This window comes from Candidatus Symbiopectobacterium sp. 'North America' (assembly GCF_015762685.1).
Taxonomy (GTDB): domain Bacteria; phylum Pseudomonadota; class Gammaproteobacteria; order Enterobacterales; family Enterobacteriaceae; genus Symbiopectobacterium.
In genome coordinates this window covers 168,829-194,473 of sequence record NZ_PEHF01000095.1, presented here as the reverse complement: position 1 = coordinate 194,473, position 25,645 = coordinate 168,829, and the positions used below count along the sequence as shown (strand labels likewise).

Genomic DNA, 25,645 nt, shown 5'->3' with positions numbered 1-25,645 from the left:
AAGACGCCGGATAGATTTAAGCAAGCCCAACATCAATCGAAAATCAGTGTTGCAAAAACGGGGGGTGACCATAGATTTTATCACCCACAGCCCCGAATTGGACAAGGTACCGTCGTCGCTGAAAAGGCGCTGTTCCATCAGCGCGTTCATCGTGTCGCCCTGCTGTGGCGGTGAAGTATAAAACAGGTTGTAATTAAACAGCAGGCCGGTGCTGCTACGTGCAGACAGGCGCGGTGTGCCGCTGCCATCACCTGCGTTGAGCTGCTGCTGTGGCAGCCACTCTGTAGGTATTGTCAGTTGGAGTTGCTGCACCTGGCTGTCATAGAACACCGTCACATCGGGCAGCGCGTTGATCTCTACCTGTCCTGTGGCACTGGCTGGCAGTTTTATGTGCCTGCGGGCGAGTTCGCTGGCTTCCGCGGCGTAGCGATCGCCATTGACGCTAACGGGAACGACCAGATTATCACTGTATCCGTTTACCGCCAGCGTCAGATAATAAAGGGCTTGTTGCTGAGCGGGGGGGGGCGGTAGGCGGGGGCGGTAAGTCGCCGAACTTCTCGGTGGCAAACACAGTTGATGCGCACAGCATAACGCCCCCCGCAAACAGAAATACGCTTGGGCAAACACGCTGTGCTAAATGCTTCAACCTTCCTGACATCAGGCTTAGTCGCGAGTGATAACGACAGGATCAGGGGCATCCGTTAAATGGGTATACAGAATGGCATTTGCGCCGGGGGTCGCCGCTGATGCTGAAAGCGGCCAGAGCATTTCCTGGCCCTGTAGAACATACCCTAAAAATCCCTCACTGATGATAGTACGAGGGCCTTTTCCTTGTGGTGAGGTGGACCAAAACACATTATTCAGGAGGGCATGCGTTTGGCCCTCATTACGCAAATAGAGGTAGGGCTTTCCGTCGACCGGGGCAATGCGCCAGTGCAGTTGCAAGGGAGCCGCCACAGTATTAGGCTTATCGTGGCCTGAGCCCCGTAGAAACAATGGCAACAGATAACGCATCTGGAATTGAACGCCAGAGGGAGCGTTATTGGTTTGCGGCAGATAAGGTGTGGCTATCTCATCAATCACGATACGGAAAGCACGTTCCTGAGTTGTTGATGACGAGGCAACACGCATTAACCTGATCATGCTACGCTGACCCGGTTCAAGTTTAATGAAGGGCGGTGTGGGTATCACTTCGGTTTGATCGGCGTAGCGATCTTCATACTGCATCTGACGCCAGGCCATAATGCGAATTTGCAAACCTACGGTGTTATTCCCCCTGTTTTCCAGCCATAGTGCTGAACTGCTGTTATGGGCCTCGATGATTTGGTAAATCGGCCACACCAGTAAAGAACTGGCGGCAAATGTGCCTGAACAGACAAACAGTACGGCAATAGATAAAAATCGACTCACACTACTTTTCGTTATTTTCATGCCAACGCTTTATTATTTTTAAAAACGCCGTAATGACTAACACTTCTACGCCTATCTCAATGACCGCCGCTCGCCTCATACATTGCGGTTAATACGTCACGTTGATGGTGACGCTGTCGGTATATTGCCCGGCCGCAGGCAGCGGCGTTGCGCCAAAATAGCGTGCATATACCGTATAGGTTTGTGACGTGCTGGGAAAAGAGGACACGGTGAGCGCCAGCGTGCCAGTACCCCATACCTGAGAACGAGCGGCATCACGGTAAAGTTGATAGGGCAGCGTGCGTGTTCCTGCGCTGTTTTTCAGGTAGCGCTGTGCACTGCTGCCGCCGTTTGTGCCGTAATCGAGCGCAATGGAGACTGATGCGCCGGGCGTGCAAGTGACGACGATTGATCCGCTGCCTGCACTGCTGGCCACATCCACATTAGTGGCGGTGGCACTTTGTGAACCGAAACTGAGGGTTCCCATATTGCTTGAGCTACTGCTGTTAACGCCAAACAGACAGCCATTTTGCAAGGTGGCCGTCACGTCAAAGGACGCATTGACCGTTACCGCCAACACCGGATTAGCAAAACTCAGCAGTATTGCCAGCAGCGGCATAAGGTCACGGAAAAACCGCCATGCGCTGATGCCCCTGGTTTTCCCTGTGCAAGCCTTCATGGCAATAGGGTTCTCCTGTTTATCAGTTCCAGGTAAGCGTTGCTGTGATGGTGTCTGTATAGTTGCCCGCAGGGGGATATTTGAACGTTTGCTCGGACGCAACAATTCGACCATAGATAGGCACTGCTTGTGCTACACCGGTTCCCGCAGGAACGTTAATAGTGCCACCGATAGCAATTTCCGTTGAGCGCGCACTGTTGCTGTAAAGCCGATAGGAAATCAGTGTGGGGGTACCTGCGCCGTTGGTAAGACGGCGTACGGCACTGGCGTCATTTGCGCCAGCCCCGATAGTGAGTACGGCGGCGGTGCCTGACGAACACAGCATCGAAAGGCCAGTAGTACCCACCTCCGCGTCTACGTTGTTGTTTAAATCCGCTACCTGGCCAAACGCTAACGTTCCGAATGTGCCACTGCTCACGTTGTTAACCAGACGTGTCGAGTTTACCGTCAGGGAAACAACGATATTGCCAGTAATGGTGGCGCTTTCGACAAACGTTGTTGGCATAAACATAAATAAAGAGGAGAGTGCGGCGAGCGCTGCTTTTTGCTTATTCATTGCCCTTCCTTCATACAAGCACCGCGCACGATAATTCCGTTAAACGCAATGGCGTTTTTAAAATAGGAAAGCGTGGCAGCGCGCAGATTTTTCATTCTCACCGCAACACACTGGCGCGGAGAAAATGGACAAAGCATGCAGGGTATAAACCTTCATCCCTTTTTTAAGCATCGCTTTCTCTGGTGGGCAATATATCCCTGTTATACTTCACGTTGCCTATGGGTTGGCTGTGTTCATTTACCCGAACCACTTACTCAAGTAAGCCCCTCACTTTCCGCCTTCCTGCAACTCGAATTATTTAGGGTATAAACAGTGAAAATAAAGGTGCAATCGGTGCTTTTGCTGTTATTGTCAGCAGCACTGAATAATAGGTTATGGTGAGCTTTTAAATAAATTTAATAACAACTTACATAAAACACTCTTCATAAAGATAGATGCCTCCCCTTTGTTTAACAATGTGAAGAATTTGATAAAAAGGAAAAAGAAATGAAAAAGCCAAATTACGTTCGCTGTTAGTTTTAAATTTTAACTTGGTTGGATTTAATGGATTTTTACTCTGATTTTTAATCCTGCCGTGGTGGCAAAAATGTTGTTTTTCGCTTTTTTTTGTTCTGTTGCCATACGCGATCGTGACAAGGCCGTCACTTAACCTGATGATTCATCTGTGTAATCTTGTCACAATGCGTGTTCTGGTGATGAAGTAAGGTATGACCATGCCTTAGCAGCCTACCCGAATCGGTTGACTCCAGCTTCCCATCTAAGGTAAAAAAGCGGTTCGTGCTTCGGTTAAATTTGCAACAAAATGACACGTGTTTCCCCTGTCCAGACCTTGTATACATGGCGGTTTCTTTATCGGGGATTATGTGTTAACAGCATAATATAACGAAGTTTTTTACTATAACGGTGTTATATGCAAGTTTTGATTATGCGTCATGGTGATGCGGTACCTGACGCAGCCAGTGATGCGCTTCGCCCGCTCAGTGCGCGTGGTGTTGAAGAGTCGCGTCAGATGGCTTTCTGGCTACATGACCAGAGTATGGCCATTACGCGCGTTTTGGTGAGTCCTTATGTCCGCGCCCAGCAAACGCTGTCCACCTTGCGTGATATCCTTTCCCTGCCTGATGAAGAAGATTGCCTGCCAGCGCTGACGCCGGGCGGCGATGCCGCATTTGTCAGTGATTACCTGCTGGAGTTGGCCGGTGAGGGGATCGAATCGGCATTGATCGTCTCGCACCTGCCCTTGGTAGGGTATCTGGTGGCGGAACTCAGCCCGCAAACCGCTGCGCCGATGTTTGCCACCTCGGCGGTGGCCTGCGTTACTCTGGATACGCAGTCGGGGGCTGGTGTGTTCGACTGGCAAATCAGCCCGTCGCAGTTGGCGCTTAAATCCTGATCTGGGCTTGCGCCGTCGCAAATGTCAGGCGACAGCGCGCAAGCCGGGTGCATTAGCGCGACGGTTCGGTGCCCGCTTTTATCTGACCGTACGCCGCATCCAGTTCCACCAACACCAACAGTGCGGCGTCACCGCCGAACTCTTTGGGTGCCTGATGGAAAGCCAGTACATCCGGATGTTGTGATAGCCAGAGTGGCGTTTGCTGTTTGAGAATATGCTTACCGTGGCCGTGCATCACACAGGCGCAGTAAACGTGTTCACGGCGACAGGCCGCGAGCAGGGCACCCTGCTCTTGCTTGGCTTGCAACTGGGTTAATCCGTGCAGATCGAGAAACAGATCTGGGGAATAGTCGCCGCGCCGCAGTTTTTTTAGCTCGTAATGGCTGCTGCCGGGGCGCACGTAACGCGTGGGGCCGCCGCTGTCCAATTGGGGCTGAAATTCGTCGGAAAAATAAAAGCTGGCATCTACTTGTTCCTGCAACGCCTTGCGCGGCGGCAGCTTCCCTTCTACCTGATGGCGCTGGGGACGGTGTACATAGGTATCCTGGTGCAGCGTTTTGGTGCCGGCCACGGAGGCGTGGAATAGCTGGGCGTCGCCATCATTCAACGCGTGTTTTTTACTCATTCGGTCACCCCGTTGTGTCTCTCACGGTCCTTATTACGTCGGCGTATCTGCTTCCCGATGGGGCGGCCTGGCGTTAGGGCATCAATTCATACGGCATTTGCCATAAATGACATGGGCCCCAGTGTAACCTGTAATAGTGCCTGCTCTACCTTTTTAATAGCAAACCCGAAATTGCCAAACAATAGAAGGGGAGAATCGATTGATAGGCAACGCAGAGAATTTCTGCGCGGGCGGGGTGATATCTGCTGATTTGTCGTTGGCTTCATGGCAAACTAAGCGGCATTTCCGGACAGGAGGGGTCTGTGGAGGACTAACTTGGATAAAATTTTCGTCGACGAGGCGGTCAAAGACCTGCATACCTTGCAAGACATGTTGCGCTGGGCGGTAAGCCGTTTTAACGCAGCCGAGCTCTATTATGGACATGGCACCGATAACCCGTGGGATGAAGCGCTGCAACTGGTGCTGCCCACCTTGTATTTGCCCCTTGATTTCCCTGTGGATATGTATGGCTCGCGTCTGACGGTATCGGAGCGCCAGCGTGTGGTTGAGCGCGTTATTCGTCGCGTTAATGAACGTCTGCCGGTGGCTTATCTGACCAACAAGGCATGGTTTTGCGGGTTGGAGCTTTTTGTTGATGAGCGCGTGCTGGTGCCACGTTCGCCAATCGATGAACTGATTTCCCAGCAGTTCGCAGGATTGATCGTCGATGAGCCGCAGCATATTCTCGATCTCTGTACCGGCAGCGGCTGCATCGCGATAGCGTGTGCGCATGCCTTCCCCGACGCAGAAGTGGATGCTGTCGATCTCTCCAGCGATGCGTTGGCCGTCGCCGAGCAGAATATCCAGCAACACGGCCTGGAACAGCAGGTCACGCCGATTCGCTCCGACCTGTTCCGCGCGCTGCCGCCGCTCGCGTATGACCTGATTGTCACCAATCCCCCGTATGTGGATGCGGAAGACATGGCGGATTTGCCACAGGAGTTTCGCCGCGAGCCGGAACTGGGCCTTGCGGCGGGCAATGACGGGCTGGATCTGGTACGCCGCATTTTGGCCTGTGCTCCAGATTACCTTAATGAGCAGGGCGTGCTGATCTGCGAAGTGGGCAACAGCATGGTGCATTTGATGGATCAGTATCCGGATATTCCGTTTACCTGGCTGGAGTTCGAGCACGGTGGTGATGGCGTATTTATGCTGACAAAAGATCAACTGGTGGATTGCCACAGCCATTTTGCGGCGTATCGGCAATAAAAACACCGGTTATGCCGGGCTTGCCCCGGCACTATAAATCATAATGCAGTACAAAATAGCAATGTTATACAGAAAGGAGCCGTGATGGCAGGCAACAGTATTGGCCAGTTCTTCCGCGTCACCACGTTCGGCGAATCCCACGGTATTGCGTTGGGATGTATCGTTGATGGCGTACCGCCGGGCATTCCGCTGACTGAAGCGGATCTGCAACGCTATTTGAATCGCCGTCGCCCTGGCACCTCACGTTATACCACGCAGCGCCGCGAGCCGGATCAGGTGCGTATTTTATCCGGCGTGTTTGAAGGCATCACCATGGGCACCAGCATTGGCCTGATCATCGAAAATACCGATCAGCGCTCTCAGGATTACAGTGCGATCAAAGATGTATTTCGCCCCGGTCATGCCGATTATACCTACGAACAAAAATATGGCGTGCGTGACTATCGCGGCGGCGGCCGCTCTTCAGCCCGTGAAACCGTAATGCGCGTGGCCGCTGGTGCGATTGCCAAAAAATACCTGCAAATGACACACGGTATTCAGGTGCGTGGCTATCTGTCACAAATGGGCGATGTCACCTGCGAATTGAAAGAGTGGGATATCGTCGAGCAAAACCCGTTTTTCTGCCCCGATGCCGACAAGATCGATGCGCTGGATGAATTAATGCGTGCCCTGAAAAAAGAGGGTGACTCCATCGGTGCTAAAATCAGCGTTGTCGCCGACTCGGTGCCCGCTGGTTTGGGTGAGCCGGTGTTTGACCGCCTGGATGCCGACCTGGCCCACGCCTTGATGAGTATCAACGCCGTAAAAGGCGTAGAAATCGGCGATGGATTTGCGGTTGTCACCAAACGCGGCAGCGAAAACCGTGATGAAATTACCCCGCAAGGGTTCCAGAGTAACCATGCGGGCGGCGTACTGGGTGGCATCAGCAGCGGACAGGCGATTGTCGCGCATCTGGCGCTGAAACCCACCTCGAGCATCACGGTGCCGGGGAAAACCATCAACCGCCAGGGTGAAGCAACGGAAATGATCACTCGTGGACGTCACGATCCCTGCGTGGGAATTCGTGCTGTGCCGATTGCGGAGGCAATGATGGCGATTGTATTGATGGATCATCTGTTGCGTCAGCGTGCCCAGTGTGCGGACGTCGTGAGTCAGGTTCCTCGTTGGTAAACTAAACATGAAAAAAGGGTGGGTGGGGGCCATTGCCGTGCTGTTAAGCGCGTGCGTATGGGCAAAAACCCCGTGGCAAGAGATCGCACATCCGGTGCCGGGTACGGCGCAGGCCATTGGTGCGTTCTCTAACGGTTGTATTATCGGTGCGCAGCCGTTGCCGTTGAAATCCGTGAATTATCAGGTGATGCGTGTCGATCAACGCCGCTATTTCGGTCATCCGGATTTGCTGGCGTTTATCACGCGACTGAGTGCCAATGTGAAAAAGCAGACGGGCGGTATTGTGCTGGTGGGCGATATGGGCATGCCGGCAGGCGGTCGATTCAGCAGCGGCCATGCCAGTCACCAGTCCGGTCTGGATGCGGATATTTGGTTACAGATGCCGCTGCAACGCTGGACGGCACAGCAACTTCTGAAACCGCAGCCTATCGATTTGGTTGCCGCCAACGGTCGTCAGGTCAACCCACGCTTGTGGCAACCGCAGGTGACGGCGTTGATCAAACTGGCCGCGCAGGATCAAGAGGTCACCCGCATCTTTGTCAACCCGGCCATCAAGAAACAACTGTGTCAGGAAGCGGGACAGGATCGTGACTGGCTGCGTAAAGTGCGTCCTTGGTTTGCGCACCGGGCGCATATGCACGTGCGGTTACGCTGTCCGACAGACAGTCTGGAATGTCAGGATCAGGACGCGCCACCCGCAGGTGATGGGTGCGGTGCCGAGTTGAGCAGTTGGTTTACGCCACGCCAGCCGAGCCCTGAAGCGCCAGTGAAAACTCCACCTCCGCTACCGGCCTCGTGCCAGGCATTATTCGATAAGCATCTGTTGGTGAACTAAGTCATGGAATGGTTTTTGGTCAGCCCTGAAATGCTCGGGGTGTTGTTTGCTTTTGCGGCGCTTGCCGGTTTTATCGATTCTATCGCGGGGGGAGGCGGGTTACTCAGTATTCCTATTCTGCTCTCGGCGGGGTTAAGCCCAGCGCAGGCGCTGGCAACCAATAAACTGCAAGCGGTCGGTGGATCTTTTTCTGCCAGTCTCTATTTTGTCCGTCAACGCGCAGTGAAGTTAAGTGAACAGAAGCTGCCGATCGCGTTGACCTTTTTAGGTTCAACGTTTGGTGCCTGGTTGATTCAGCAGATTCACGCGGATTTTTTGCGCCAGATCCTGCCTGTTCTGGTGATCGGTATTGGGCTCTATTTCCTGTTAATGCCGAAAATTGGCGATGAAGATCGCCAGAAACGCTTGTCAGGCCTTCCGTTTGCCTTTTTGGCGGGCGGGTGTATTGGGTTCTATGACGGTTTCTTTGGCCCCGGCGCCGGTTCTTTCTACGCGCTGGCGTTTGTCACGCTCAGCGGTTTCAGCCTGCCTAAAGCCACGGCGCATGCCAAGGTGCTCAATTTCACTTCCAATTTTGGTGGGTTGCTGTTCTTTATTCTGGGCGGTCAGGTGGTCTGGGACGTTGGTCGGGCAGGTGTTGGGTGCCCGTCTCGGAGCTCGCATGGTGCTCAATAAGAGGCAAAAGCTGATCCGCCCGATGCTGGTGATTGTGTCTGCTTGTATGAGCGTGAAGTTGATTTATGATAACCACGGCAGCGATATTGCTCAATGGATAGGACACCTCTGGTCATGACCACCTCTAGCGTAAGTGCTACGCACGATTACCGCGATCTCATTACTTTGTTCGCACAGTGCTTTGAGCAGGACTATAACACTCGGCTGGTGAAAGGGGATGATGAGCCTATCTATCTGCCTGCTGATGAACAGTTTTCCTATCATCGTATTGTGTTCGCGCATGGGTTTTATGCCAGCGCATTTCATGAAATTTCGCACTGGTGTATTGCCGGTGAGGCGCGACGCAAGCTGGTGGATTTCGGCTATTGGTACTGCCCGGATGGCCGCGATGCGGCAACGCAGGGGCAGTTCGAGCAGGTAGAAATCAAGCCACAGGCGTTTGACTGGCTGTTTTGCGTGGCTTCGGGCTTTCCCTTTAATGTCAGTTGCGACAATCTGGAAGGGGATATTGAGCCGGATCGCATCGCGTTTCAGCGTACCGTACATGCACAAGTGATGGCCTATCTCGAGCAAGGTATTCCGGCGCGTCCATTGCGCTTTATTCGTGCATTACAATCGTTTTACAATACGCCGCCGTTGACGGCGGAGCAGTTCCCGTATCCCGCCGATCTCAACTGATGCGGATAAACGTTAATAGTGAGGATGTTAGATGATCGCAGAATGTGAAGCGCGTATTCTTGCGCTGATTGATGATATGGTAGAGCATGCCAGCGATGATGAACTTTTTGCCGGTGGCTACCTGCGCGGTCATTTGACACTGGCAATGGCAGAGGCTGAAGAGCAGGGGGAAACCTCGGTTCAGGCGCTCTATCAGCGCGTTTGCGACAGCATACAGCAAGCGATTAAAAACGGTGAGCTTTCACCACCGGATCAGATATTGGTCAATGGTATGTGGGATGATTTATTTCAGCGCGCCTCGCAGATCAATTGATAACTCACTTGCACTGACTCGGTAAATGAGAAAAAGTATTATTTAACGCGTTATTGTTATTCCCATGAAAGCGGGAATAATTCATTAAAACAATCAATTGCCTAATTGTTTGTGTTAATTGATAAATAAAAATATCAATCCCGAACTCATCTTTACACTACTCTGATTAAATTATACACGCACGATAAACTTCTCTGCATAATATCCGGAATAATAGCTATCAACGAGAGATGCTACAGCAGCAAGGAATTAAAACAGCTGCCTGACCTGTTAATCTGACAGGTTATATTCTGCAAGGAATCAGAGTTAATGATGCGTTATCTTGTTATATATTTACCCTAGCATTGAGGATAATACATTAACTTTGATGACAGAGAATTGATAAATGATGCTGAATAAATATGCTGTAGGTTTTGGTTTTGTTGCTTCACTGGTTGCTGTTCCGGGAATGGCGCTGGCTTCTGGCAATACCATTTCTTTTCAGGGTGAAGTCGCGGACGAAACCTGTGAGGTTTCGGTCAATGGGAACAACGCATCACCTGTCGTATTACTGCCGACAGTCAGCGCCAGCCAACTGAATGCCGCGGGTCAAACCGCTGGGCAAACCACCTTTGATATCGGTGTGAGCGGCTGTACAGGTGATGCCGATGGCATGAAGGTTTCCACCGTATTTGTCGGCAATCAAGTAACCAGCGCAGGCAATCTGGGCAATACCGGTACGGCAAAAAACGTTGAGCTGCAAATTCTGGACACCAAAGGGACTGAGATCAACTTCACCAACGGGTTTACCGGTAACGGTGATTTGGAACTTGGCCCGAATGAAACCAGCGCCAGCTATACCGCACAGTACCTGGCTACCGGTAGCGCTGCACCAGGGTCTGTGACCTCAACGCTGCAATACGCTATTTCCTACCAGTAATCCTGTCGGGCCTGTTTTTACAGGCCCGTTTGCCATTCCCGCTTCTCCCTCTGTTACGTAGCTACCAGAAACGCATGTGGATAATCCGGCAAATTTCTATTTCTGAATTATAATTACGACGATCGCTAAATTCTGTCCCGCTTAATCTCGTTTTAGGGGCTGTATATGACTGCACGCAACGTCGTATTTCCAGGTATTTGGGCTGCTCTGCTGGTATTATTGGCGATGGCTAGTTTTTCCGCTTGGGCCAGTGTCACCATGACGGGAACGCGAATTATTTATCGCAGCGATGCACGTTCGGTAGATGTTCAACTCGCGAACCGCGGTAATGTGCCTTATATCGTTCAAACCTGGTTTGATGAAGGGGATATGAATGATGGGCCAGAGAGCAAACGCAATATCCCCTTTGTGGTTTCTCCTGCGTCTTTCCGTATTGCCCCGAATGCCGGACAGGTTGCCCGTATTTCCTATACCCGCTCGCGCGCCTTGCCGGAAGATCGTGAATCCATTTTCTACTTCAATTTCCAGCAAGTCCCACCGTCCAATGTGGGGGGCGATGCTGCCGCTGGCCAGAATAAAATGCTGGTGGTGCTGCGCAACCGCGTCAAAGTATTTTTCCGCCCGTCCCGGCTGGGAAACCCTCCCGCCAATGTTCTTTAAACGGTAAAAGTGACGGCCACCCGTGAGGGGCAACGTAGCGGCGTGATCGTGTCCAACACTCTGCCGTTCTATCTCAATGTGAGCAAGATAGCGCTAAACGCGTCGGGCGCAACCATCCCGGCGACAGCAGATATGGTTGCGCCATTAAGCCAACGCACGTTCTGGTTTACTCGCGCCGTGCCGTCAGGACGTCATACCGTCACGGTAACGATTATCAGCGATCAGGGAGCCAGACTCAGTGCCGACTTCCCGTTATGAGCGGCTTGCGTATCCATTAACGCCTGCTCCTTTGTGGCTGGCGGCGGCAGTAGCCGGGTTGACATCGTCGGTACACGCTGAAGACTATTACTTCGATCCAGCGTTGTTACAGGGGGCGGCCTATGGACAGGATCTGGCGCGCTTCAATCAGCGCGATGCACTGATTGAAGCCGGTGAGCACGTGCTGGACGTATTTGTTAACGATCAGATGATTGCCTCCAGTGAGACGGTGCTGTTTATCGCCACTGCTGACGAGGGCGTGAAGGCCTGCCTCTCTCCGGCCTTGCTGGAAAAAACAGCGATACGCGTGACCCGCGACGCACCGCAGCAACCGGCAGAATGTGTGTTATTGAGCGATACCGGCCAAAGCGTGGCTGAAGAGGTGGATCTCACCGCCTTGCGCCTCAATCTGGTGGTGGCCCAGCAGGCCTTGTTGCGCACTCCACGCGGCTATATTCCGGTTTCGGAGTGGGACAGTGGTATCCCTGCGCTGTCGTTACGCCATAACACCAACTACTACCGCACGGAAAATCGTGACAACAATTATCGCTACGGCTATTTGTGGAGTGCGTTGAATGCCGGTTCCAATATTGGTTTGTGGCAGGTTCGCCATCAGGGAAACCTGCGCTATTACGACAGTAACGTTAGTGGCAGCCAATATAAATACAACGCGGTGCGCATCAGGGTGGACAGGCCCATCCCCGCCATCGAAAGCATGCTGACATTGGGCGACAGCTACACCAGTAATAGCTTGTTCGGCAGTTTGTCATTCAATGGCGTCAAGCTTGCCAGCGATCAGCGTATGTGGCCGCAGGGGTGCAGAGGGTTTGCGCCCGAAGTGCGCGGCGTAGCGGGGACTTGCAGGTAGAGGTAGTCGAGGCCAATGGGCGGATATCAACCTTTACCGTACCCTATGCCTCCGTCCCCGATTCAGTGCGTCCCGGTAACTGGCAATACGAAGTGGCGATGGGGCGCGTGCGCCATTTGAATAGCATTAATAGCAATTGATAACCAATTTGCCGAAGGCGTTGTCCAGCACGGTCTCAATAATGTGTTAACGCTCAACGGCGGTGTACGCGTTGCGGATGACTATGTCGCGGGATTGTTTGGCACGGTGATCGCCACCCCTATCGGAGCAATAGGGACGAATGCGATCTGGTCGCACGCGGATGTGAATGGCCATACGGAATCGGGATGGCGCAGTGAGCTTAGTTACGGTCGCACTTTTACCAGCGGCACCAGCGTGGTACTGGCTGCCTGGCACTATTCCACCACCTGTTTTCGCGATCTGCAAGATGTGCTCGGCCAGCGCCGCCAGTATCGCAATGATGCGAACTACTGGTCAGACAGTCTGAACCAAAAAAACCGTTTCTCCGCCACGGTAAGCCAGGCGATGGGCTCGTGGGGCAAGCTGAACATGTCGGCCAGCACCAGCAGCTACTACGGTGAATCGTCACGCATTACTCAACTGCAACTCGGCTACAATAATTCCTGGCGAAACATCAGCTATAACCTGAGCGTGGCGCACCAGCGCACCGTGTGGGAAAGCGGACGTAATTTCGTCAGCGTCAGTGATGGAGACTATGACAATACCAGTCAGCAGCGCTATACCGAAACCCTTGTCGCGCTGGGTTTCTCTGTGCCCTTTGATGTCGGGAGCACCCGCTCTACGGTCTCGTTGGACATGAATCGCACTGGCGCGTCACGTTCAGGCACGCTGAGTGTGGCGGGGTCTTCAGGCGACGGCAGGCAGTTCAACTGGTCCGCCTACACCGGGGTAGAGAATTATCAGCAGGGCGGTAATGCCATGACATTTGGTGGCAGCGTGCAGCAAACGACTTCCGTTGGTGCGTTGCGCGCTTCGGTGGCGCAAGGCGACAACTATCGCCAATTTGGTGTCGGGGCCGCCAGTACGCTGGTGTTGCATCAGTGCGGAGTAACGCTTGGGCCTTATGCCAGCGATACCTTCGCGTTGATCCGTGCGCCGGGTGCCGAAGGGGCGATGGTGCGCAATGGTCAGGGGGCAACGGTCGATCGCTTTGGCTATGCCATCCTGCCGTCGCTGGCCCCATACCGTTATAACACCATTACGCTGGATGCCAGCACCATGAACGATGAAACTGAACTGCAAGGTGGCAGCCAGCACGTGGTTCCTTACGCGGGGGCTTTGGCGCAGGTCAGTTTTTCCACCTTGCAAGGTAGGGCGGTGCTGATCGCCACGCAGCTTGAGGACGGTAGTTTTCCCCCAATGGGAGCTGATGTGGTAACGGCGGCGGGCAACACTGTTGGCATGGTCGGGCAGGGGGGCAAATCTATGCCCGCCTTGCCGAAGACCGCGACACCTTACAGGTGGTATGGGGCCAGCAGGTTGGGGAGCAATGTGTGGTCAGCTACCGTTTACCGTCACGCGGCAGCGACGCTTCCACCCATCTTGATTTGCCCTGTCAGCCTCGGAGGCCGCCATGACATCGCGTATCATATTCTGTCTGGCAGTGCTGTTACTCGGGTGCCAGACGGCCTACAGCGCCTGTATTCGCGTCACCAGTGCCACCTCCTTATCGCAGGCAGCGCGCAATGCGGGCTATACCGCGACCGCCTGGAATGGCGCGTGCGATACCTGTAACGGCAGAAACATTGGTATGCCCGGCGTTATAAGCCTGAGCAGCGGCACCTTTCAGCCCTCAGGTACTTTGCTGGCGAGCAGCTCAATCAGCTTTCTGAGTCAGGGCGCGCAGACGGCGTTTACCGCTAATCAGATCTTGTTTCGCTGTGCGGTCGCGGATGCCAGCAGACTGTTAGAGATGTACGCCACCAATGGCGATAGTGGCTATGCCGGGATGTATGCGGCCAGTGAGATTGACGGCGCTTACTACAGCTATGTGCGCAATGTTGCGGTCAGACTCACCCATTTAAAGAGCGGGGCCTACTTTTCCCGCTATTGGCAGGGGCGGCAACTGACGCCGTCCGACTGGTTCTCCGATGGCACCTATATCTATATTCCGGCCAGCGCCTTCAGCGATATTTTGATGGAAGTGTTCCGTATCGACAGCACCACGTGGTATGGCAACGCCTATAATCGCTACACCTACCTCTACAGCCAGCCTCACGGCTATACCGCGTTCAAAGGCCCGGGGCTCAGCGCGAATGTGACTGAGGGCGCTGATTCGGCAACCAAATATGGAGGATGGCCCTATGACTGGCCTGGTACCTGGAGCCTGTACGCAACGGGCGTGACCTTTGTACGCGGCGCGTCTTGTCGCGTGGATGATTTTCCGAATGTCGTGATGCTGCCGTTGATCACCGCCAATCAGTTGCGTCAGGGCGGCACCAGCCGTGCGGGGTTCTCCGTCACCATACAGTGTGAATCCGGGGCACTATCCAGCACCAATGTGTCAACCCTCACGGCGGCGAATGTCTCAATGGGCTTTTTGGTGAACAAGCCCGCCGCAGTGGCGGCGGCGCAGTCGTTGGGGTTGGTCACCAGCGGCGGCGGCTTAACCTGGTTGCTGGATAATCAGTACGGTAGCGGAGCGGGCGAGGCGTTTGGCGTCGGTATCCGTATTTTCAACAGCCGGGGGCAAGCTATCAACCTGCTGCCGGATTTAACCTCATACGGCACCGGCAATCCGCGCGGGTGGTTGCCTTTAAAGAATTAACCACCAAGGTCTCTGCGGGTAGCACAGAGATTTATGCCGGAGATTTTACCGCATCGCTGGAAGCGATTAATCAACAACCGATTACGCCGGGGACAGTCAATGCACAATTGCAGATCATGGTCAGTTTCCAGTAGCGTGCAGAAAGCCATCAGCGGGATGCTGTGTGTGCTTTGCTTGATGGGCGCGATGCCTGCATTCGCTCGCGTGATTCTGCATAACAGCGAGATGTCCACATCGCTCATGCTGTCCAATTCAGAAAAACAGCCCACGCTGGTACAGGTCTGGAGTGATGCGGGCGATCCGCTGATCCCACCCGAGCGTGCTACAACGCAGCTGATCGCCGTACCGCCGGTATTCAGTATGAAGCCAGGTGAGGAGCGTTCTTTGCGTTTGCTGCTCACCTCACGTCAGGGGTTTGCCAATGACAAGGAATCGCTGTTGTGGCTTAACGTCTATCAAATTCCACCGAACACAGCGGAGATGACGCGCCGCACGCAAAGCGTGGTGTTGCCGTTGCGCTTGCGCCTGAAGGTGTTTATTCGGCCAGCCGGGTTGGGCGACCCCAACGAGTCTGATGGCGAACAACTGCGTTTTCGTTTGCTGCAAACGGGGGACGGGCAACAGTTGCAGGTCGCCAATCCCACCCCCTGGCATATGACGCTGACCGACATCAGCTATGCTGAACAGCGTCTGGGCAGCATGATGGTGGCTCCGGCGTCCAGTGTAAACCTGCCGGTAAATCGTTCGGTCGTCGGACAGACGCTCAGCTATCAGCTCATCAACGATACCGGCACCCACTGGCGCTATACCGCGACACTCCTACCTTGATAGCAACTGATTACACCGCGCGACCTTTCAGCAACTTTCTCACCCAAAAACGATTCGGGTTAAACGCGGCAAGCGTTGGCGCATCGAGCGGTAACGGTTCGCCGTACAGTTCCCCGGCCAGGATTTCGGCAGCCAACGGGGCAGAGCACAATCCGCGCGAACCCAGCGCTCCGATAATGAACAGATCCTCATGAACCGGTGCCGCGGCCACACGTTGCGGCGTGTGCTGCTGTACGTCAAGTGACGCGTAGTGATGTAGCGTCAGTGCGTGATTCGGTGCGGCACCGAGCAGCGGCAGGTGATCGCGCGTAGCACAGCGCACACCCTGACGTGCTGCGTTGCCGCTGACGTCAATGTCATTCACCCAGGTTGCATCGGGCAAGCAGGCCGCGAGGCGCTGGTGGTTTTCCTGCTGCTCGTCTGCGCTAAACGTGGTGGTAACCACGCCTCGCTGGTAGCTGGCACCGATACAGTGCTGCTGGTGACGAGGGCTGACGGGAGTCAGATAGCCATCGTAACATAAGACGCGTTGCAAGCCTTGTAGCACCGGCGTGGTCGGGATATGACTTACCTGACCGCGCACCGCATAGCTGGGGAGATGCTGAGTTTGCGACCAGTCGCTGAGCTGGTGTCCATTCGCCAGGATCACCACAGGATGGGCTTTTTGTTGCCCGTTTGCCAACCTCATTTGCCAGCCGGATGCATTTTTTTCCAGCGCAGAGACGCGAGTAGCAAAATGCACGACCAACCCGAGCGATTGTGCGTGTTTCAGCGCATGGGTTGTTAGCTCTACCGGGCACAGTCAGCCACCTTCAGTATAGCTCACACCTGAGAAACCTATCGCTACTCCGGCCGTTGCATCCATCTCATCAGCGCTGAGCGGCGTAACCAGCTCTGTCGGCCAGTTACCGTGCAATATTTGCGTGATTTTGCGCGCGCTTTTTTCATCGTAGGCAATCTGGTTCACACCAGTCATGTTCATAGGCGATACCGGCTTGCAGCAGTGAATCGTACTGACGGCGGGCAAAACCAAAAGCGGTGGCGGAAAAGCGGGAAAGCGCATCGTGTTTGTCATTGAGTAACGGGTAAAGCGCTCCCTGACGGTTACCGGATGCGCCTAACTCCGGTGCCTCATCTTCACAATAGAGTGTCACGTGCGCGCCGCGTCGCAGCAGCGCCAGTGCTGTCAGTACGCTGGCAATGCCACCGCCAATAATAGCGATATCCTCTATCGCGCTCGCGGCCGGGCGTGAATACCAGGGGGTTACCGCCGGGGCCAGGATGGCGTTCGATAATACGCCGCGCAGCATTTCGCGTTTTTGTCCGTAGCCCTTGATCTTTTCCACATCAAAGCAGGCTTGCTGTAGCCCCCGACGCACAAACCCTGCGGCAGTGAATGTCGCAAAGGTACCCTGCGCCCGGCACACACGTGCCATGGTGTGAAACAGGTTCTCTGTCCACATGTCCGGGTTTTTGGACGGGGCAAAACCATCGAGAAACCAGGCGTCAACCTGATGCGTCAGGGAATCGTCCAGCGTTGGCAGCAAGTCATTGATATCGCCAAACCACAGGTCGAGAGTGATGGCACCGTCAGCCAGAATCAGGCGATGACAGCCCGGCAGCGCCGACGGCCATGCCTGCCGCAGCGCTTCGGCGTAAGGGGCGAGTGTCGGCCAGTGGGCGTGCGCCTGTTCCAGATCGGCCACGCGCAACGGGAATTTTTCAAAGCTGATAAAGTGCAAGCGCCGCAGCGTGACCTGCGGATGCTGCGCGCGAAAATGGGCGAATGCTTCCCATAGCGTCAAAAAGTTCAGGCCAGTGCCAAAGCCGGTTTCCGCAATGATGCACTGTGGGCGTGAATGCTCAACAAAGCGCGCCGGAAAGTGATTGCCTTGCAAGAAAACGTAGCGGGTCTCTTCCAACCAATCCTTATTTGAGAAGTAAACGTCATCAAACTGTTGCGAAACAGGTGTACCCTGTTCGTTCCAGGAGAGCGTACCGTGCTGAATAGCATGGTCTTTCACGATAATTGACTCATTTTTAAAGCGATAGCGCGATTTTACTCAGCCAGTGTCCAGCGCGCAAATTTTGTAAAAGGTTGGGTGATCGGACTTGTTCAGCTTACATCTGTACGCTAAAGTGCGTGACGAAATCCCAAAATACATTTATGCGGAAAGAGGTATTGAATGAAACGTGCAGTGATTACTGGCCTGGGGATCGTCTCAAGCATTGGTAATAACCAGCAGGAAGTCCTGGCATCGTTGCGGGAAGGTCGCTCGGGTATTACGTTCTCACAAGAGCTGAAAGATTCCGGTATGCGTAGTCACGTCTGGGGCAATGTGAAGCTGGATACTGCCGGCCTCATTGAACGTAAGGTCGTGCGTTTCATGAGCGATGCCTCTGTCTATGCTTTTTTGTCGATGGAACAAGCCATTGACGATGCCAAGCTGGCACCTGAGGTTTACCAAAACAACCCGCGCGTCGGTTTGATTTCCGGTTCCGGCGGTTCCGCGCGTTCTCAAGTGTTTGGCGCGGATGCCATGCGCAGCTCACGTGGCCTGAAAGCGGTTGGCCCGTATGTGGTGACCAAAGCGATGGGTTCTGCTGTGTCAGCCTGTCTTGCAACGCCCTTTAAAATTCAGGGCGTGAACTACTCCATCAGCTCTGCCTGCGCCACCTCTGCGCACTGTATTGGTAATGCGGTAGAACAGATCCAACTGGGTAAACAAGACATCGTATTTGCTGGTGGCGGTGAAGAGCTATGCTGGGAGCTGGCCTGTGAATTTGATGCCATGGGTGCGCTGTCTACCAAATATAACGAAACGCCGGAAAAAGCGTCTCGCACCTATGATGCCGATCGTGACGGCTTTGTTATCGCCGGTGGCGGCGGTATGGTGGTTGTGGAAGAACTGGAACATGCGCTGGCGCGTGGTGCACATATTTACGCCGAAGTGCTGGGATACGGTGCAACCTCTGACGGTGCCGACATGGTTGCGCCGTCCGGTGAAGGCGCAGTGCGTTGCATGAAGCTTGCGATGCAGGATGTGGATACCCCTATCGATTATATCAACACCCATGGTACTTCTACGCCGGTGGGTGACGTGAAAGAACTGTGGGCGATTCGTCAGGTGTTTGGCGACGCGGTGCCGCCCATCTCGGCAACCAAGGCAATGACCGGGCACTCCCTCGGCGCAGCGGGCGTACAGGAAGCGATCTACTCTCTGCTGATGCTGGAGCACGGTTTTATCGCGCCGAGCATTAACGTTGATACGCTGGATGAGTTGGCGCAGGACATGAACATCGTGACACAACCGACTGAGCGTAAGCTGACCACGGTAATGTCCAACGGTTTTGGCTTCGGCGGCACCAATGCTACGTTGGTGATGCGCAAGTTAGCGTAATCTATATACCCTAAATCGTCTGTTTTGCTGAACCGGGGCCTTGTGCCCCGGTTTTTTTGTTTGTTAAAACAGTACCCACAGCAAAAATATCACCACGCAAACGCTGACAATGGGCCAAAACAGCGGTTTGTTGAACACGGCCTGGAGGGCAGGCGGTAAGGCGGCAACCAGCGGGTTGGCAATCGGCTGCGGATGCGGGAACAGGCTCTGTATCTTCAGTTCCCCGTCGGAAGCGCGCTGCATGCGGTGAGCGAACAAAAAGGTCACCAGTTCGTTGAGCTGCGGTTGGGTGAGCGGTGTTTGTACCCCGGCATTGAAACGGTTTTGACTGTAGTCCAGCAACAACTGTCGCTCATTGGCTTCCAACGCGTGTTGAAACAGCGTGTACAAGGTGGACTGAGTCGCAGTCATTGGGGGTTGTGCCGCATTGCCCGCCGCAGTGGTTGCGGTCTTGGTTGTTGCTAGAGTTGCGGGTGCATCGCTGCGCCTATTGCCGGTGGTCAGCAGATGATGCAGGTCAGTTTGCGTTTGCAAATATTGCATCAGGAGCGGCAAATGACGAGCGGGGATCGGCGTGCCCGGCGGATGGTGTTGCATTGCCGTCAATGACGTCCAGATTTTTTCCGTTGGCTCGCCCAGCAGCGCGGACAATCGCACCACCATCTGATTTAGGCTGTTCTGTTCGACGCTGGATAACGGACGTTGCAGCAGGGCCGTGGTCGCGGCATTGGTCGCAACATTGGTGAGCGCATTTTGCACCAGCGTTGTGGCAAGCGCGGGTGATCTGCCTGACGCGGCATTTAGCGATGCCGCATCGGGCGGTGTTTGCAACATGGTCAGCACCCGTTGTAACTGTGGCTGCGTCAGCGCTTTGAGTCCGGTATGACCAAATTCCTGACGTAAAAACTGAGTGACGCGCTGGCTGTTGTTTCCCTGCGGCAGCAGATCGGTCAAGCGTTGCAATAACGGATGGCGGGCGCTGCTTTGCTGTGTTTGAGCCTGTACCAGTTGATTCTGCAATGACTGTTCGGCGGTGGTAAAATGCTGTCCAAGCAAGGTCTGGTTTGGCGCCAGACCAATGTCCTGACGTAGTGTGGTCCAGATGGCATTGTTACTCAGCGACGTCAGCGCCTGTAGCTTGACCACCAGCGTATCCAGCGTGGCGCGCTGGGTAAAGCTGAGCGGGGAGTTCGCCGCCGCCGTATTGGATGAGGAAGAGGCAATGGCCGACGTCGGCGATGCGGGGGGGCGATCTCCCGGCGTCGGGGTTCCCGGACTGCTGACAGGCTGCATGATGGACTCCTCATTGCGTGAAAGGCACCCTGCATTCCCCGGGAGCCCTGAATAGGCAACGGAAATCATAGCAAGGTGTCTGGTGCGAGAATAGTCAGATCATAGGGGAAAATGCCTTCTTATTTGCGGTTTACTTCCACTTCATGGATTTGGTTGCGAGACGTATCGCTATCCGGTGTGCGAACTGCGTTGTGCTGAGCGCGCGGAGTACGCATATACTGCGCCATGACAACCCCGAGTAATACCAGTATCCCGCCCACGATGTGGTAGCTGTGCAGCGTTTCATGCAGCAACGTCACGGCGATTCAGTGCGGTAAATACCGGTGTCAGATTAATGAAAATACTGGCGTTATTGGCCCCGATGCGCATCACCCCGACGATCCACATCCACGGAGCGAGGATCGAGGCGAAAATACCGGCGAACAGCACCAGCGGTAGGTTTTGCGCGTTCAGGGCAATACTTTCTGCCAACAATAAGTTCGGCAGCAACAGCACGATGCCAAAGGCAATTTGCACGTAGAGCGACACCCAGGTGGGCAGAGCAATGGACCAGCGTTTGGTTAATACGCTGTACAAGGCGTAGGCTAACGCAGCAATAAACATCATCACCTCGCCGCGCCCGATGCCCTGAGCCAGAATCAGAACCGGATGTCCACCGCTGATAAGCCAACTGATGCCGAAAAAGGAGAGCAGACTGCCGCACAGTAAGCTCAAGGTGGGTACCACGCCGAGCAACGGAATGCTGATCAATAACGTGAGCAAGGGGATCAACGAAACTAGAATGCCCATCATCAGCGCACTGATGCTGTGTGCGGCATAGTAGGCCATGCTTTGGTAGAGCACCATGCCGAGAAACCCCAGAAACAGCAATTTTCCCCAGTGTAGCCTGATGGTGCCCGCATGGCGTTGTAACTGAGGCAACATAAACGGCGTCAGTACCAGCAGAGCCAATAGCCAGCGGTAGAATGACATCGCTGCTGGATCGATGACACCAACGGAAAGTTTGTTAACGATCACGTTAAATGACCAAAACAAGACGGCGATAAGGGGGAATAACAGATGCATGATAACAATTCTCATTAACGTGGTGAGTCAGTTTACGACAGGCGGATTCGTTCTATATAGTGAAAACAAGACATCCTGAATGGCAAGACAGACAACATGACGCGACAACGATCTTACTACCGCCCTGAAGGCATACCGCCGAACGGGGTGTTTTTGCGTACCGAAGCGGTCAGCGCGGATACGGAATACCTGCCTCATCGTCATGAGTGGGGGCAATTGTTGTATGTGGTTTCTGGCGTTGTGGTGCTGCGTCTCGCACAGGAGCGTTTTTGGGCACCGACCCATTTTGCTATCTGGTTGCCACAGGGGATTGAGCACGCTTGCTACAATCAACGTCAGGCCACCATTCGCACCATCAATTTCGATGCGCGCTGGTATGCAGAACTTCCCGAAACGCCGTGCCTGCTTGAGGTCGGCCCGCTGTTTAAGGCGATTCAGGATGATCTATTCGCGCGCGACGTGCTAATCCCTCACGATAAACCCGACCTGCGCTTGTGTCGTGTGCTGTGCGATCAAATGACGCTGGCGCAATGGGCAACCGAGGTCTACAGCACGGAACGCACGCTGTCGAGGCGCTGTCAGGCATTACTCGGTATGTCGTTCAGCGAGTGGCGACAACGACTACGCTACCTGCAAGCGCTGGCATTGTTGCGTCAGGGCATGAGCGTGCAGTCTGTCGCATTGGAAGTCGGCTACAGCTCTTCATCGGCGTTTATCGCGCAAAGTGGGTCCACGCCGGAAGGGTATCGAACCAGACCTTAATCGATAGGGATAGCGTTGGGATTCTTCATCATTCGGTGGCAAAATAGTGCCCCTGTTTTTCTTGCAAACGTTGCCTGACCGGGGTCGTACATGAAAATTGTGGTTGATGAGAATATGCCGTATGCGCGCGAGCTGTTCAGCCGCGTGGGCGAGGTGGTAGCTGTGCCGGGAAGGCCGTTGCCCGTTGAGACGCTAACACAGGCACACGCCCTGATGGTGCGCTCCATCACGCCGGTTAATGCCGCCCTGTTAGCGGATTCGGGCGTGACCTTCGTCGGCAGCGCCACGGCGGGCACCGATCATGTGGATGAAACCTGGTTGCGCGAGCAGGGTATCGGATTTTCCGCCGCGCCGGGCTGCAATGCCATCGCGGTGGTGGAATACGTTTTTTCTGCGCTGCTGATGCTGGCGGAGCGAGATGGCTTTCAGTTGCGCGACACAACCGTCGGCATTGTCGGTGTGGGCAACGTAGGGCGGCGTTTGCAGGCACGCCTTAACGACTGGGGAGTGAAGACATTACTGTGCGATCCCCCTCGCGCGCGCAAGGGGGATGTTGGTCCCTTTTTGCCGCTGGATGCGCTACTGCGTGACGCGGATATTGTCACGCTGCATACGCCCTTGACCAAGGGTGGCGCAGATAACACCCTGCACTTGATTGATGACGCGGTGCTTGCCGCCTTGCCCGCTGGCCGTATTTTGATCAACGCGTGTCGCGGGCCGGTGGTTGATAACGCAGCTCTGCTGCGGTCGTTACAGCAAGGCAAGGATCTGCGCGTGGTGCTGGATGTGTGGGAACCGGAGCCGGGACTTTCGCTGGATTTGCTGGCGCGTGCAGACGTGGGTACCGCGCATATTGCTGGCTATACGCTGGAAGGCAAGGCGCACGGTACCACGCAAGTGTTTGAGGCCTTGTGCCAGTTTATCGGGCAGCCTCAGCAAGTGCCGCTGTCATCGCTGTTGCCTGCCCCGGATATCACGGATGTTCACGTAACGGCCCCTCTCGATCAAGCGTTGCTTAAGCGTCTGGTGCATCTGGTGTATGATGTACGCTGCGACGATGCGCTGTTGCGCCAGTCTGCGGGTCAAGCTGGCGAATTTGATCGTCTGCGTAAACACTATCAGGAGCGCCGCGAATGGTCTTCGCTGCGTGTCACTTGTTCTGATGAGGCCAGTGTGGCCTGTCTGAATGCATTGGGTTTCACTGCCGTCTTGCCGTAATACGGTGTGAGGGTGTCATCAAATACGACGTTTTTAGCGTAGGGTATTCGGGTGGTGATATACCGCCCGAGCAAGAGGTATTGACGAATGGGAGAACACCACATGTCTGACGGCTGGAATATTGCGCTATTGGGCGCAACGGGTGCGGTGGGTACGGCGCTGCTGGAGTTATTGCAAGAGCGCGCGTTTCCCGTAGGCACGCTCTATCCGCTCGCCAGCGAACGCAGCGTGGGGGAATCCGTGAGGATCAACGGCAAATCTTGGCAAGTCGAGGATGCGGCCGAGTTTGATTGGTCTCAGGCTCAGTTAGCCTTCTTTGTCGCGGGTAGCGAAGCGAGCGCACGTTACGCGGAAGACGCCGGTAACGCGGGCTGCCTGGTAATTGACAGCAGCGATCTGTTCGCGCTGGAGCCGGATGTCCCGTTGGTGGTGCCGGGGGTCAACACCCATGTGCTGGCGGATTACCGTAATCGCAATATCGTCGCCGTGGCAGACAGTCTGGTGAGCCAACTGCTGCTGGCTATTAAACTGCTGATCGAGCAAGCCGGGCTGTCACGTCTTCACGTCACCAATCTGCTCTCTGTGTCTGCGCTGGGCAAAGTGGCGGTAGACGATTTGGCCGGGCAGAGTGCCCGTTTGCTGAACGGCATACCACCGGAACCGGGCTTGTTTGCCAAACAGCTGGCGTTTAATGTGTTGCCGTTGCTGGCGGATGTGCAAGGCAGCGTGGCACAAGAGCGTCGATTGGTGGATCAGGTGCGTAAGGTGTTACAGGACGAAGGGCTGCCAATCTCCGTTAACTGCTTACAGGCCCCGGTGTTTTACGGCCATGCACAGGTCGTACATCTTGAGGCATTACGGCCGCTGTCTGCGGAGGAGGCCCGAGATGAACTCTCACGCGCTGAAGATATTCAACTCAGCGATGAAGACGACTACCCGACGCAAGTGGAAGATGCTGCTGATAACGTTCAGCTCAAGATTGGTTGCCTGCGCAATGATTACGGCATTCCCGAACTGCTGCAATTCTGGTCGGTGGCGGATAACGTACGCTTCGGCGGCGCGTTGATGGCGGTGGAAACGGCAGAACGGCTGGTGCAGGAGTATCTGGGGTAATGTCAGACAGTCATTTGCCGCAGCAGCCTGCTGGTATCAAGGTGGCTCTGGGCATTGAGTATGACGGCAGCCTCTATTATGGCTGGCAGCGTCAGGCTGAAGTAGAGAGCGTGCAAGGGCATCTGGAACATGCGCTGAGTAAAGTGGCCGATGAGCCGATTACCGTGTTTTGCGCCGGCAGAACCGATGCCGGCGTGCACGCTACCGGGCAAGTGGTGCACTTCACCACCCAGGCTCAGCGCAAAGATGCCGCCTGGACCATGGGCGTCAACGCCCATTTGCCAGCGGATATCGCCGTGCGCTGGGTGAAAACCGTCGATGATGATTTTCATGCACGTTTCAGCGCCACGGCACGTCGCTATCGCTACCTTATCTATAATCATCGCCTGCGCCCGGCGGTATTAGCGCGTGGCGTAACGCAGTTCCACTTCCCGTTGGATGCGGCGCGCATGGAACGCGCCGGGCAAAGCCTGCTGGGTGAGAATGACTTCACCTCGTTTCGCGCCGTGCAATGCCAGTCGCGCACGCCGTGGCGCAATGTAAATCATTTAAAGGTTACGCGTCATGACGCTTACATCGTGGTAGATATTAAAGCCAATGCGTTTGTTCATCATATGGTGCGCAATATCGTCGGCAGCCTGATGGAAGTCGGATGCGGTAATCAGCCTGAATCCTGGATAGCCGAATTGCTGGCGGCTAAAGATCGCACGCTGGCGGCCGCCACGGCGCGCGCCGACGGTCTTTATCTGGTGGCGGTAGATTATCCGTCACGTTTCGAACTGCCCGTTGCGCCAATGGGCCCGCTGTTTCTGGATGATTGACCCGTAGCGGGCGGTTGTATCGCACCACGCTAAACACTAGACGATTCTCACGGCATTGCGCCGTGAAAC

Annotated in this window: 20 protein-coding genes and 6 pseudogenes; 18 read left to right on the top strand and 8 right to left on the bottom strand. The window is 54.7% G+C overall.

All coding sequences use genetic code 11. The annotated features are described in order from the left end of the window. From CS369_RS20845 to CS369_RS20830, 4 genes and pseudogenes are all read right to left on the bottom strand, one after another. Window positions 1-627: pseudogene (locus CS369_RS20845) on the bottom strand (hypothetical protein); the annotation flags it as partial. Between the two features lie 36 nt (window positions 628-663). After that, on the bottom strand, window positions 664-1,410 hold the full coding sequence (locus CS369_RS20840) for a molecular chaperone (RefSeq protein WP_244665143.1): 747 nt from the start codon (window positions 1,408-1,410) through the stop codon (window positions 664-666). 109 nt (window positions 1,411-1,519) lie between these two features. Next, window positions 1,520-2,029, bottom strand: coding sequence for a spore coat U domain-containing protein (locus CS369_RS20835; RefSeq protein WP_196908554.1), 510 nt, complete (start codon window positions 2,027-2,029; stop codon window positions 1,520-1,522). 82 nt (window positions 2,030-2,111) lie between these two features. After that, a complete protein-coding gene (locus CS369_RS20830; RefSeq protein ID WP_196908539.1) occupies window positions 2,112-2,645 on the bottom strand; it encodes a spore coat U domain-containing protein in 534 nt (177 codons plus the stop codon). A 910-nt stretch (window positions 2,646-3,555) separates the two neighbouring features. Between CS369_RS20830 and sixA the strand changes: the two genes are divergently transcribed. After that, a complete protein-coding gene (gene sixA, locus CS369_RS20825) occupies window positions 3,556-4,038 on the top strand; it encodes a phosphohistidine phosphatase SixA (protein ID WP_196908538.1) in 483 nt (160 codons plus the stop codon). 52 nt (window positions 4,039-4,090) lie between these two features. Here sixA and smrB read toward each other — a convergent pair whose 3' ends face one another. Further along, complete coding sequence (smrB, locus tag CS369_RS20820) at window positions 4,091-4,663, bottom strand: endonuclease SmrB (protein ID WP_196908537.1); 573 nt, start codon at window positions 4,661-4,663, stop codon at window positions 4,091-4,093. A 315-nt stretch (window positions 4,664-4,978) separates the two neighbouring features. Here smrB and prmB point away from each other — a divergent pair, with 315 nt between their 5' ends. From prmB to CS369_RS20750, 12 genes and pseudogenes are all read left to right on the top strand, one after another. Next, window positions 4,979-5,911 carry a 50S ribosomal protein L3 N(5)-glutamine methyltransferase gene (gene prmB, locus CS369_RS20815; protein WP_196908536.1) on the top strand — a complete coding sequence of 311 codons (933 nt, stop codon included), beginning with the start codon at window positions 4,979-4,981 and terminating at the stop codon, window positions 5,909-5,911. Between the two features lie 84 nt (window positions 5,912-5,995). Then, window positions 5,996-7,081: a chorismate synthase gene (gene aroC, locus CS369_RS20810; protein WP_196908535.1), complete on the top strand. Its 1,086-nt coding sequence runs from the start codon at window positions 5,996-5,998 to the stop codon at window positions 7,079-7,081. A 7-nt stretch (window positions 7,082-7,088) separates the two neighbouring features. Further along, on the top strand, window positions 7,089-7,916 hold the full coding sequence (mepA, locus tag CS369_RS20805) for a penicillin-insensitive murein endopeptidase (RefSeq protein WP_196908534.1): 828 nt from the start codon (window positions 7,089-7,091) through the stop codon (window positions 7,914-7,916). A gap of 3 nt (window positions 7,917-7,919) precedes the next feature. Beyond that, a pseudogene (locus tag CS369_RS20800) lies at window positions 7,920-8,709 on the top strand (sulfite exporter TauE/SafE family protein). After that, a complete protein-coding gene (locus CS369_RS20795; protein WP_196908533.1) occupies window positions 8,706-9,269 on the top strand; it encodes an elongation factor P hydroxylase in 564 nt (187 codons plus the stop codon). Before CS369_RS20800 ends, CS369_RS20795 begins: the two are co-directional and overlap by 4 nt. 31 nt (window positions 9,270-9,300) lie before the next feature. Beyond that, window positions 9,301-9,582: a YfcL family protein gene (locus CS369_RS20790; protein ID WP_196908532.1), complete on the top strand. Its 282-nt coding sequence runs from the start codon at window positions 9,301-9,303 to the stop codon at window positions 9,580-9,582. Window positions 9,583-9,967: 385 nt separating this feature from the next. After that, window positions 9,968-10,501, top strand: a complete 534-nt coding sequence (locus CS369_RS20785) for a fimbrial protein (protein WP_374191094.1) — start codon at window positions 9,968-9,970, stop codon at window positions 10,499-10,501. Window positions 10,502-10,666: 165 nt separating this feature from the next. Then, window positions 10,667-11,161 (top strand): fimbria/pilus periplasmic chaperone, encoded by a 495-nt coding sequence (locus CS369_RS20780; protein ID WP_196908531.1) that lies wholly within the window; start codon window positions 10,667-10,669, stop codon window positions 11,159-11,161. A 9-nt stretch (window positions 11,162-11,170) separates the two neighbouring features. Further along, a complete protein-coding gene (locus CS369_RS20775; RefSeq protein ID WP_196908530.1) occupies window positions 11,171-11,419 on the top strand; it encodes a hypothetical protein in 249 nt (82 codons plus the stop codon). Window positions 11,420-11,450: 31 nt separating this feature from the next. Next, a pseudogene (locus CS369_RS25350) lies at window positions 11,451-13,885 on the top strand (fimbria/pilus outer membrane usher protein). After that, a pseudogene (gene stbD, locus CS369_RS20755) lies at window positions 13,882-15,209 on the top strand (fimbrial usher protein StbD). The pseudogenes CS369_RS25350 and stbD overlap by 4 nt, the downstream one beginning before the upstream one ends. A gap of 52 nt (window positions 15,210-15,261) precedes the next feature. Continuing rightward, a complete protein-coding gene (locus tag CS369_RS20750) occupies window positions 15,262-15,903 on the top strand; it encodes a fimbria/pilus periplasmic chaperone (RefSeq protein WP_210769504.1) in 642 nt (213 codons plus the stop codon). A 10-nt stretch (window positions 15,904-15,913) separates the two neighbouring features. Here the strand turns inward: CS369_RS20750 and mnmC are convergent. Then, window positions 15,914-17,927: pseudogene (gene mnmC / locus CS369_RS20745) on the bottom strand (bifunctional tRNA (5-methylaminomethyl-2-thiouridine)(34)-methyltransferase MnmD/FAD-dependent 5-carboxymethylaminomethyl-2-thiouridine(34) oxidoreductase MnmC). 162 nt (window positions 17,928-18,089) lie between these two features. On the opposite strand from mnmC, the gene fabB reads away from it, so the two are divergent. After that, window positions 18,090-19,304 (top strand): beta-ketoacyl-ACP synthase I, encoded by a 1,215-nt coding sequence (gene fabB / locus CS369_RS20740; protein ID WP_196908526.1) that lies wholly within the window; start codon window positions 18,090-18,092, stop codon window positions 19,302-19,304. A gap of 63 nt (window positions 19,305-19,367) precedes the next feature. Here the strand turns inward: fabB and CS369_RS20735 are convergent, their stop codons facing one another. Together CS369_RS20735 and CS369_RS20730 are read right to left on the bottom strand one after the other, a co-directional pair. Then, window positions 19,368-20,597 carry a flagella biosynthesis regulator Flk gene (locus CS369_RS20735; RefSeq protein ID WP_196908525.1) on the bottom strand — a complete coding sequence of 410 codons (1,230 nt, stop codon included), beginning with the start codon at window positions 20,595-20,597 and terminating at the stop codon, window positions 19,368-19,370. 119 nt (window positions 20,598-20,716) lie between these two features. Further along, a pseudogene (locus tag CS369_RS20730) lies at window positions 20,717-21,662 on the bottom strand (DMT family transporter). Window positions 21,663-21,758: 96 nt separating this feature from the next. Between CS369_RS20730 and CS369_RS20725 the strand changes: the two are divergent. The 4 genes from CS369_RS20725 (at window position 21,759) to truA (ending at window position 25,576) form a co-directional block, all read left to right on the top strand. After that, on the top strand, window positions 21,759-22,424 hold the full coding sequence (locus CS369_RS20725; protein ID WP_196908524.1) for a helix-turn-helix domain-containing protein: 666 nt from the start codon (window positions 21,759-21,761) through the stop codon (window positions 22,422-22,424). Window positions 22,425-22,514: 90 nt separating this feature from the next. Beyond that, complete coding sequence (locus CS369_RS20720; RefSeq protein WP_196908523.1) at window positions 22,515-23,642, top strand: DUF3410 domain-containing protein; 1,128 nt, start codon at window positions 22,515-22,517, stop codon at window positions 23,640-23,642. A gap of 102 nt (window positions 23,643-23,744) precedes the next feature. Further along, the gene (locus CS369_RS20715) at window positions 23,745-24,755 is read left to right on the top strand and encodes an aspartate-semialdehyde dehydrogenase (protein WP_196908522.1); all 1,011 of its coding nucleotides are present in this window, start codon (window positions 23,745-23,747) and stop codon (window positions 24,753-24,755) included. Next, complete coding sequence (gene truA, locus CS369_RS20710; protein ID WP_196908521.1) at window positions 24,755-25,576, top strand: tRNA pseudouridine(38-40) synthase TruA; 822 nt, start codon at window positions 24,755-24,757, stop codon at window positions 25,574-25,576. Before CS369_RS20715 ends, truA begins: the two co-directional genes overlap by 1 nt. Window positions 25,577-25,645 lie beyond the last annotated feature (69 nt).

What these genes read in the sequence shown, in the direction of transcription:
- CS369_RS20835 (WP_196908554.1), bottom strand. Translation starts at nt 2,029, where the DNA reads ATGCCGCTGCTGGCAATACTGCTGAGTTTTGCTAATCCGGTGTTGGCG.
- CS369_RS20830 (WP_196908539.1), bottom strand. Translation starts at nt 2,645, where the DNA reads ATGAATAAGCAAAAAGCAGCGCTCGCCGCACTCTCCTCTTTATTTATG.
- sixA (WP_196908538.1), top strand. Translation starts at nt 3,556, where the DNA reads ATGCAAGTTTTGATTATGCGTCATGGTGATGCGGTACCTGACGCAGCC.
- smrB (WP_196908537.1), bottom strand. Translation starts at nt 4,663, where the DNA reads ATGAGTAAAAAACACGCGTTGAATGATGGCGACGCCCAGCTATTCCAC.
- aroC (WP_196908535.1), top strand. Translation starts at nt 5,996, where the DNA reads ATGGCAGGCAACAGTATTGGCCAGTTCTTCCGCGTCACCACGTTCGGC.
- mepA (WP_196908534.1), top strand. Translation starts at nt 7,089, where the DNA reads ATGAAAAAAGGGTGGGTGGGGGCCATTGCCGTGCTGTTAAGCGCGTGC.
- CS369_RS20795 (WP_196908533.1), top strand. Translation starts at nt 8,706, where the DNA reads ATGACCACCTCTAGCGTAAGTGCTACGCACGATTACCGCGATCTCATT.
- CS369_RS20790 (WP_196908532.1), top strand. Translation starts at nt 9,301, where the DNA reads ATGATCGCAGAATGTGAAGCGCGTATTCTTGCGCTGATTGATGATATG.
- CS369_RS20785 (WP_374191094.1), top strand. Translation starts at nt 9,968, where the DNA reads ATGATGCTGAATAAATATGCTGTAGGTTTTGGTTTTGTTGCTTCACTG.
- CS369_RS20780 (WP_196908531.1), top strand. Translation starts at nt 10,667, where the DNA reads ATGACTGCACGCAACGTCGTATTTCCAGGTATTTGGGCTGCTCTGCTG.
- CS369_RS20750 (WP_210769504.1), top strand. Translation starts at nt 15,262, where the DNA reads ATGCCTGCATTCGCTCGCGTGATTCTGCATAACAGCGAGATGTCCACA.
- fabB (WP_196908526.1), top strand. Translation starts at nt 18,090, where the DNA reads ATGAAACGTGCAGTGATTACTGGCCTGGGGATCGTCTCAAGCATTGGT.
- CS369_RS20735 (WP_196908525.1), bottom strand. Translation starts at nt 20,597, where the DNA reads ATGCAGCCTGTCAGCAGTCCGGGAACCCCGACGCCGGGAGATCGCCCC.
- CS369_RS20725 (WP_196908524.1), top strand. Translation starts at nt 21,759, where the DNA reads ATGACGCGACAACGATCTTACTACCGCCCTGAAGGCATACCGCCGAAC.
- CS369_RS20720 (WP_196908523.1), top strand. Translation starts at nt 22,515, where the DNA reads ATGAAAATTGTGGTTGATGAGAATATGCCGTATGCGCGCGAGCTGTTC.
- CS369_RS20715 (WP_196908522.1), top strand. Translation starts at nt 23,745, where the DNA reads ATGTCTGACGGCTGGAATATTGCGCTATTGGGCGCAACGGGTGCGGTG.
- truA (WP_196908521.1), top strand. Translation starts at nt 24,755, where the DNA reads ATGTCAGACAGTCATTTGCCGCAGCAGCCTGCTGGTATCAAGGTGGCT.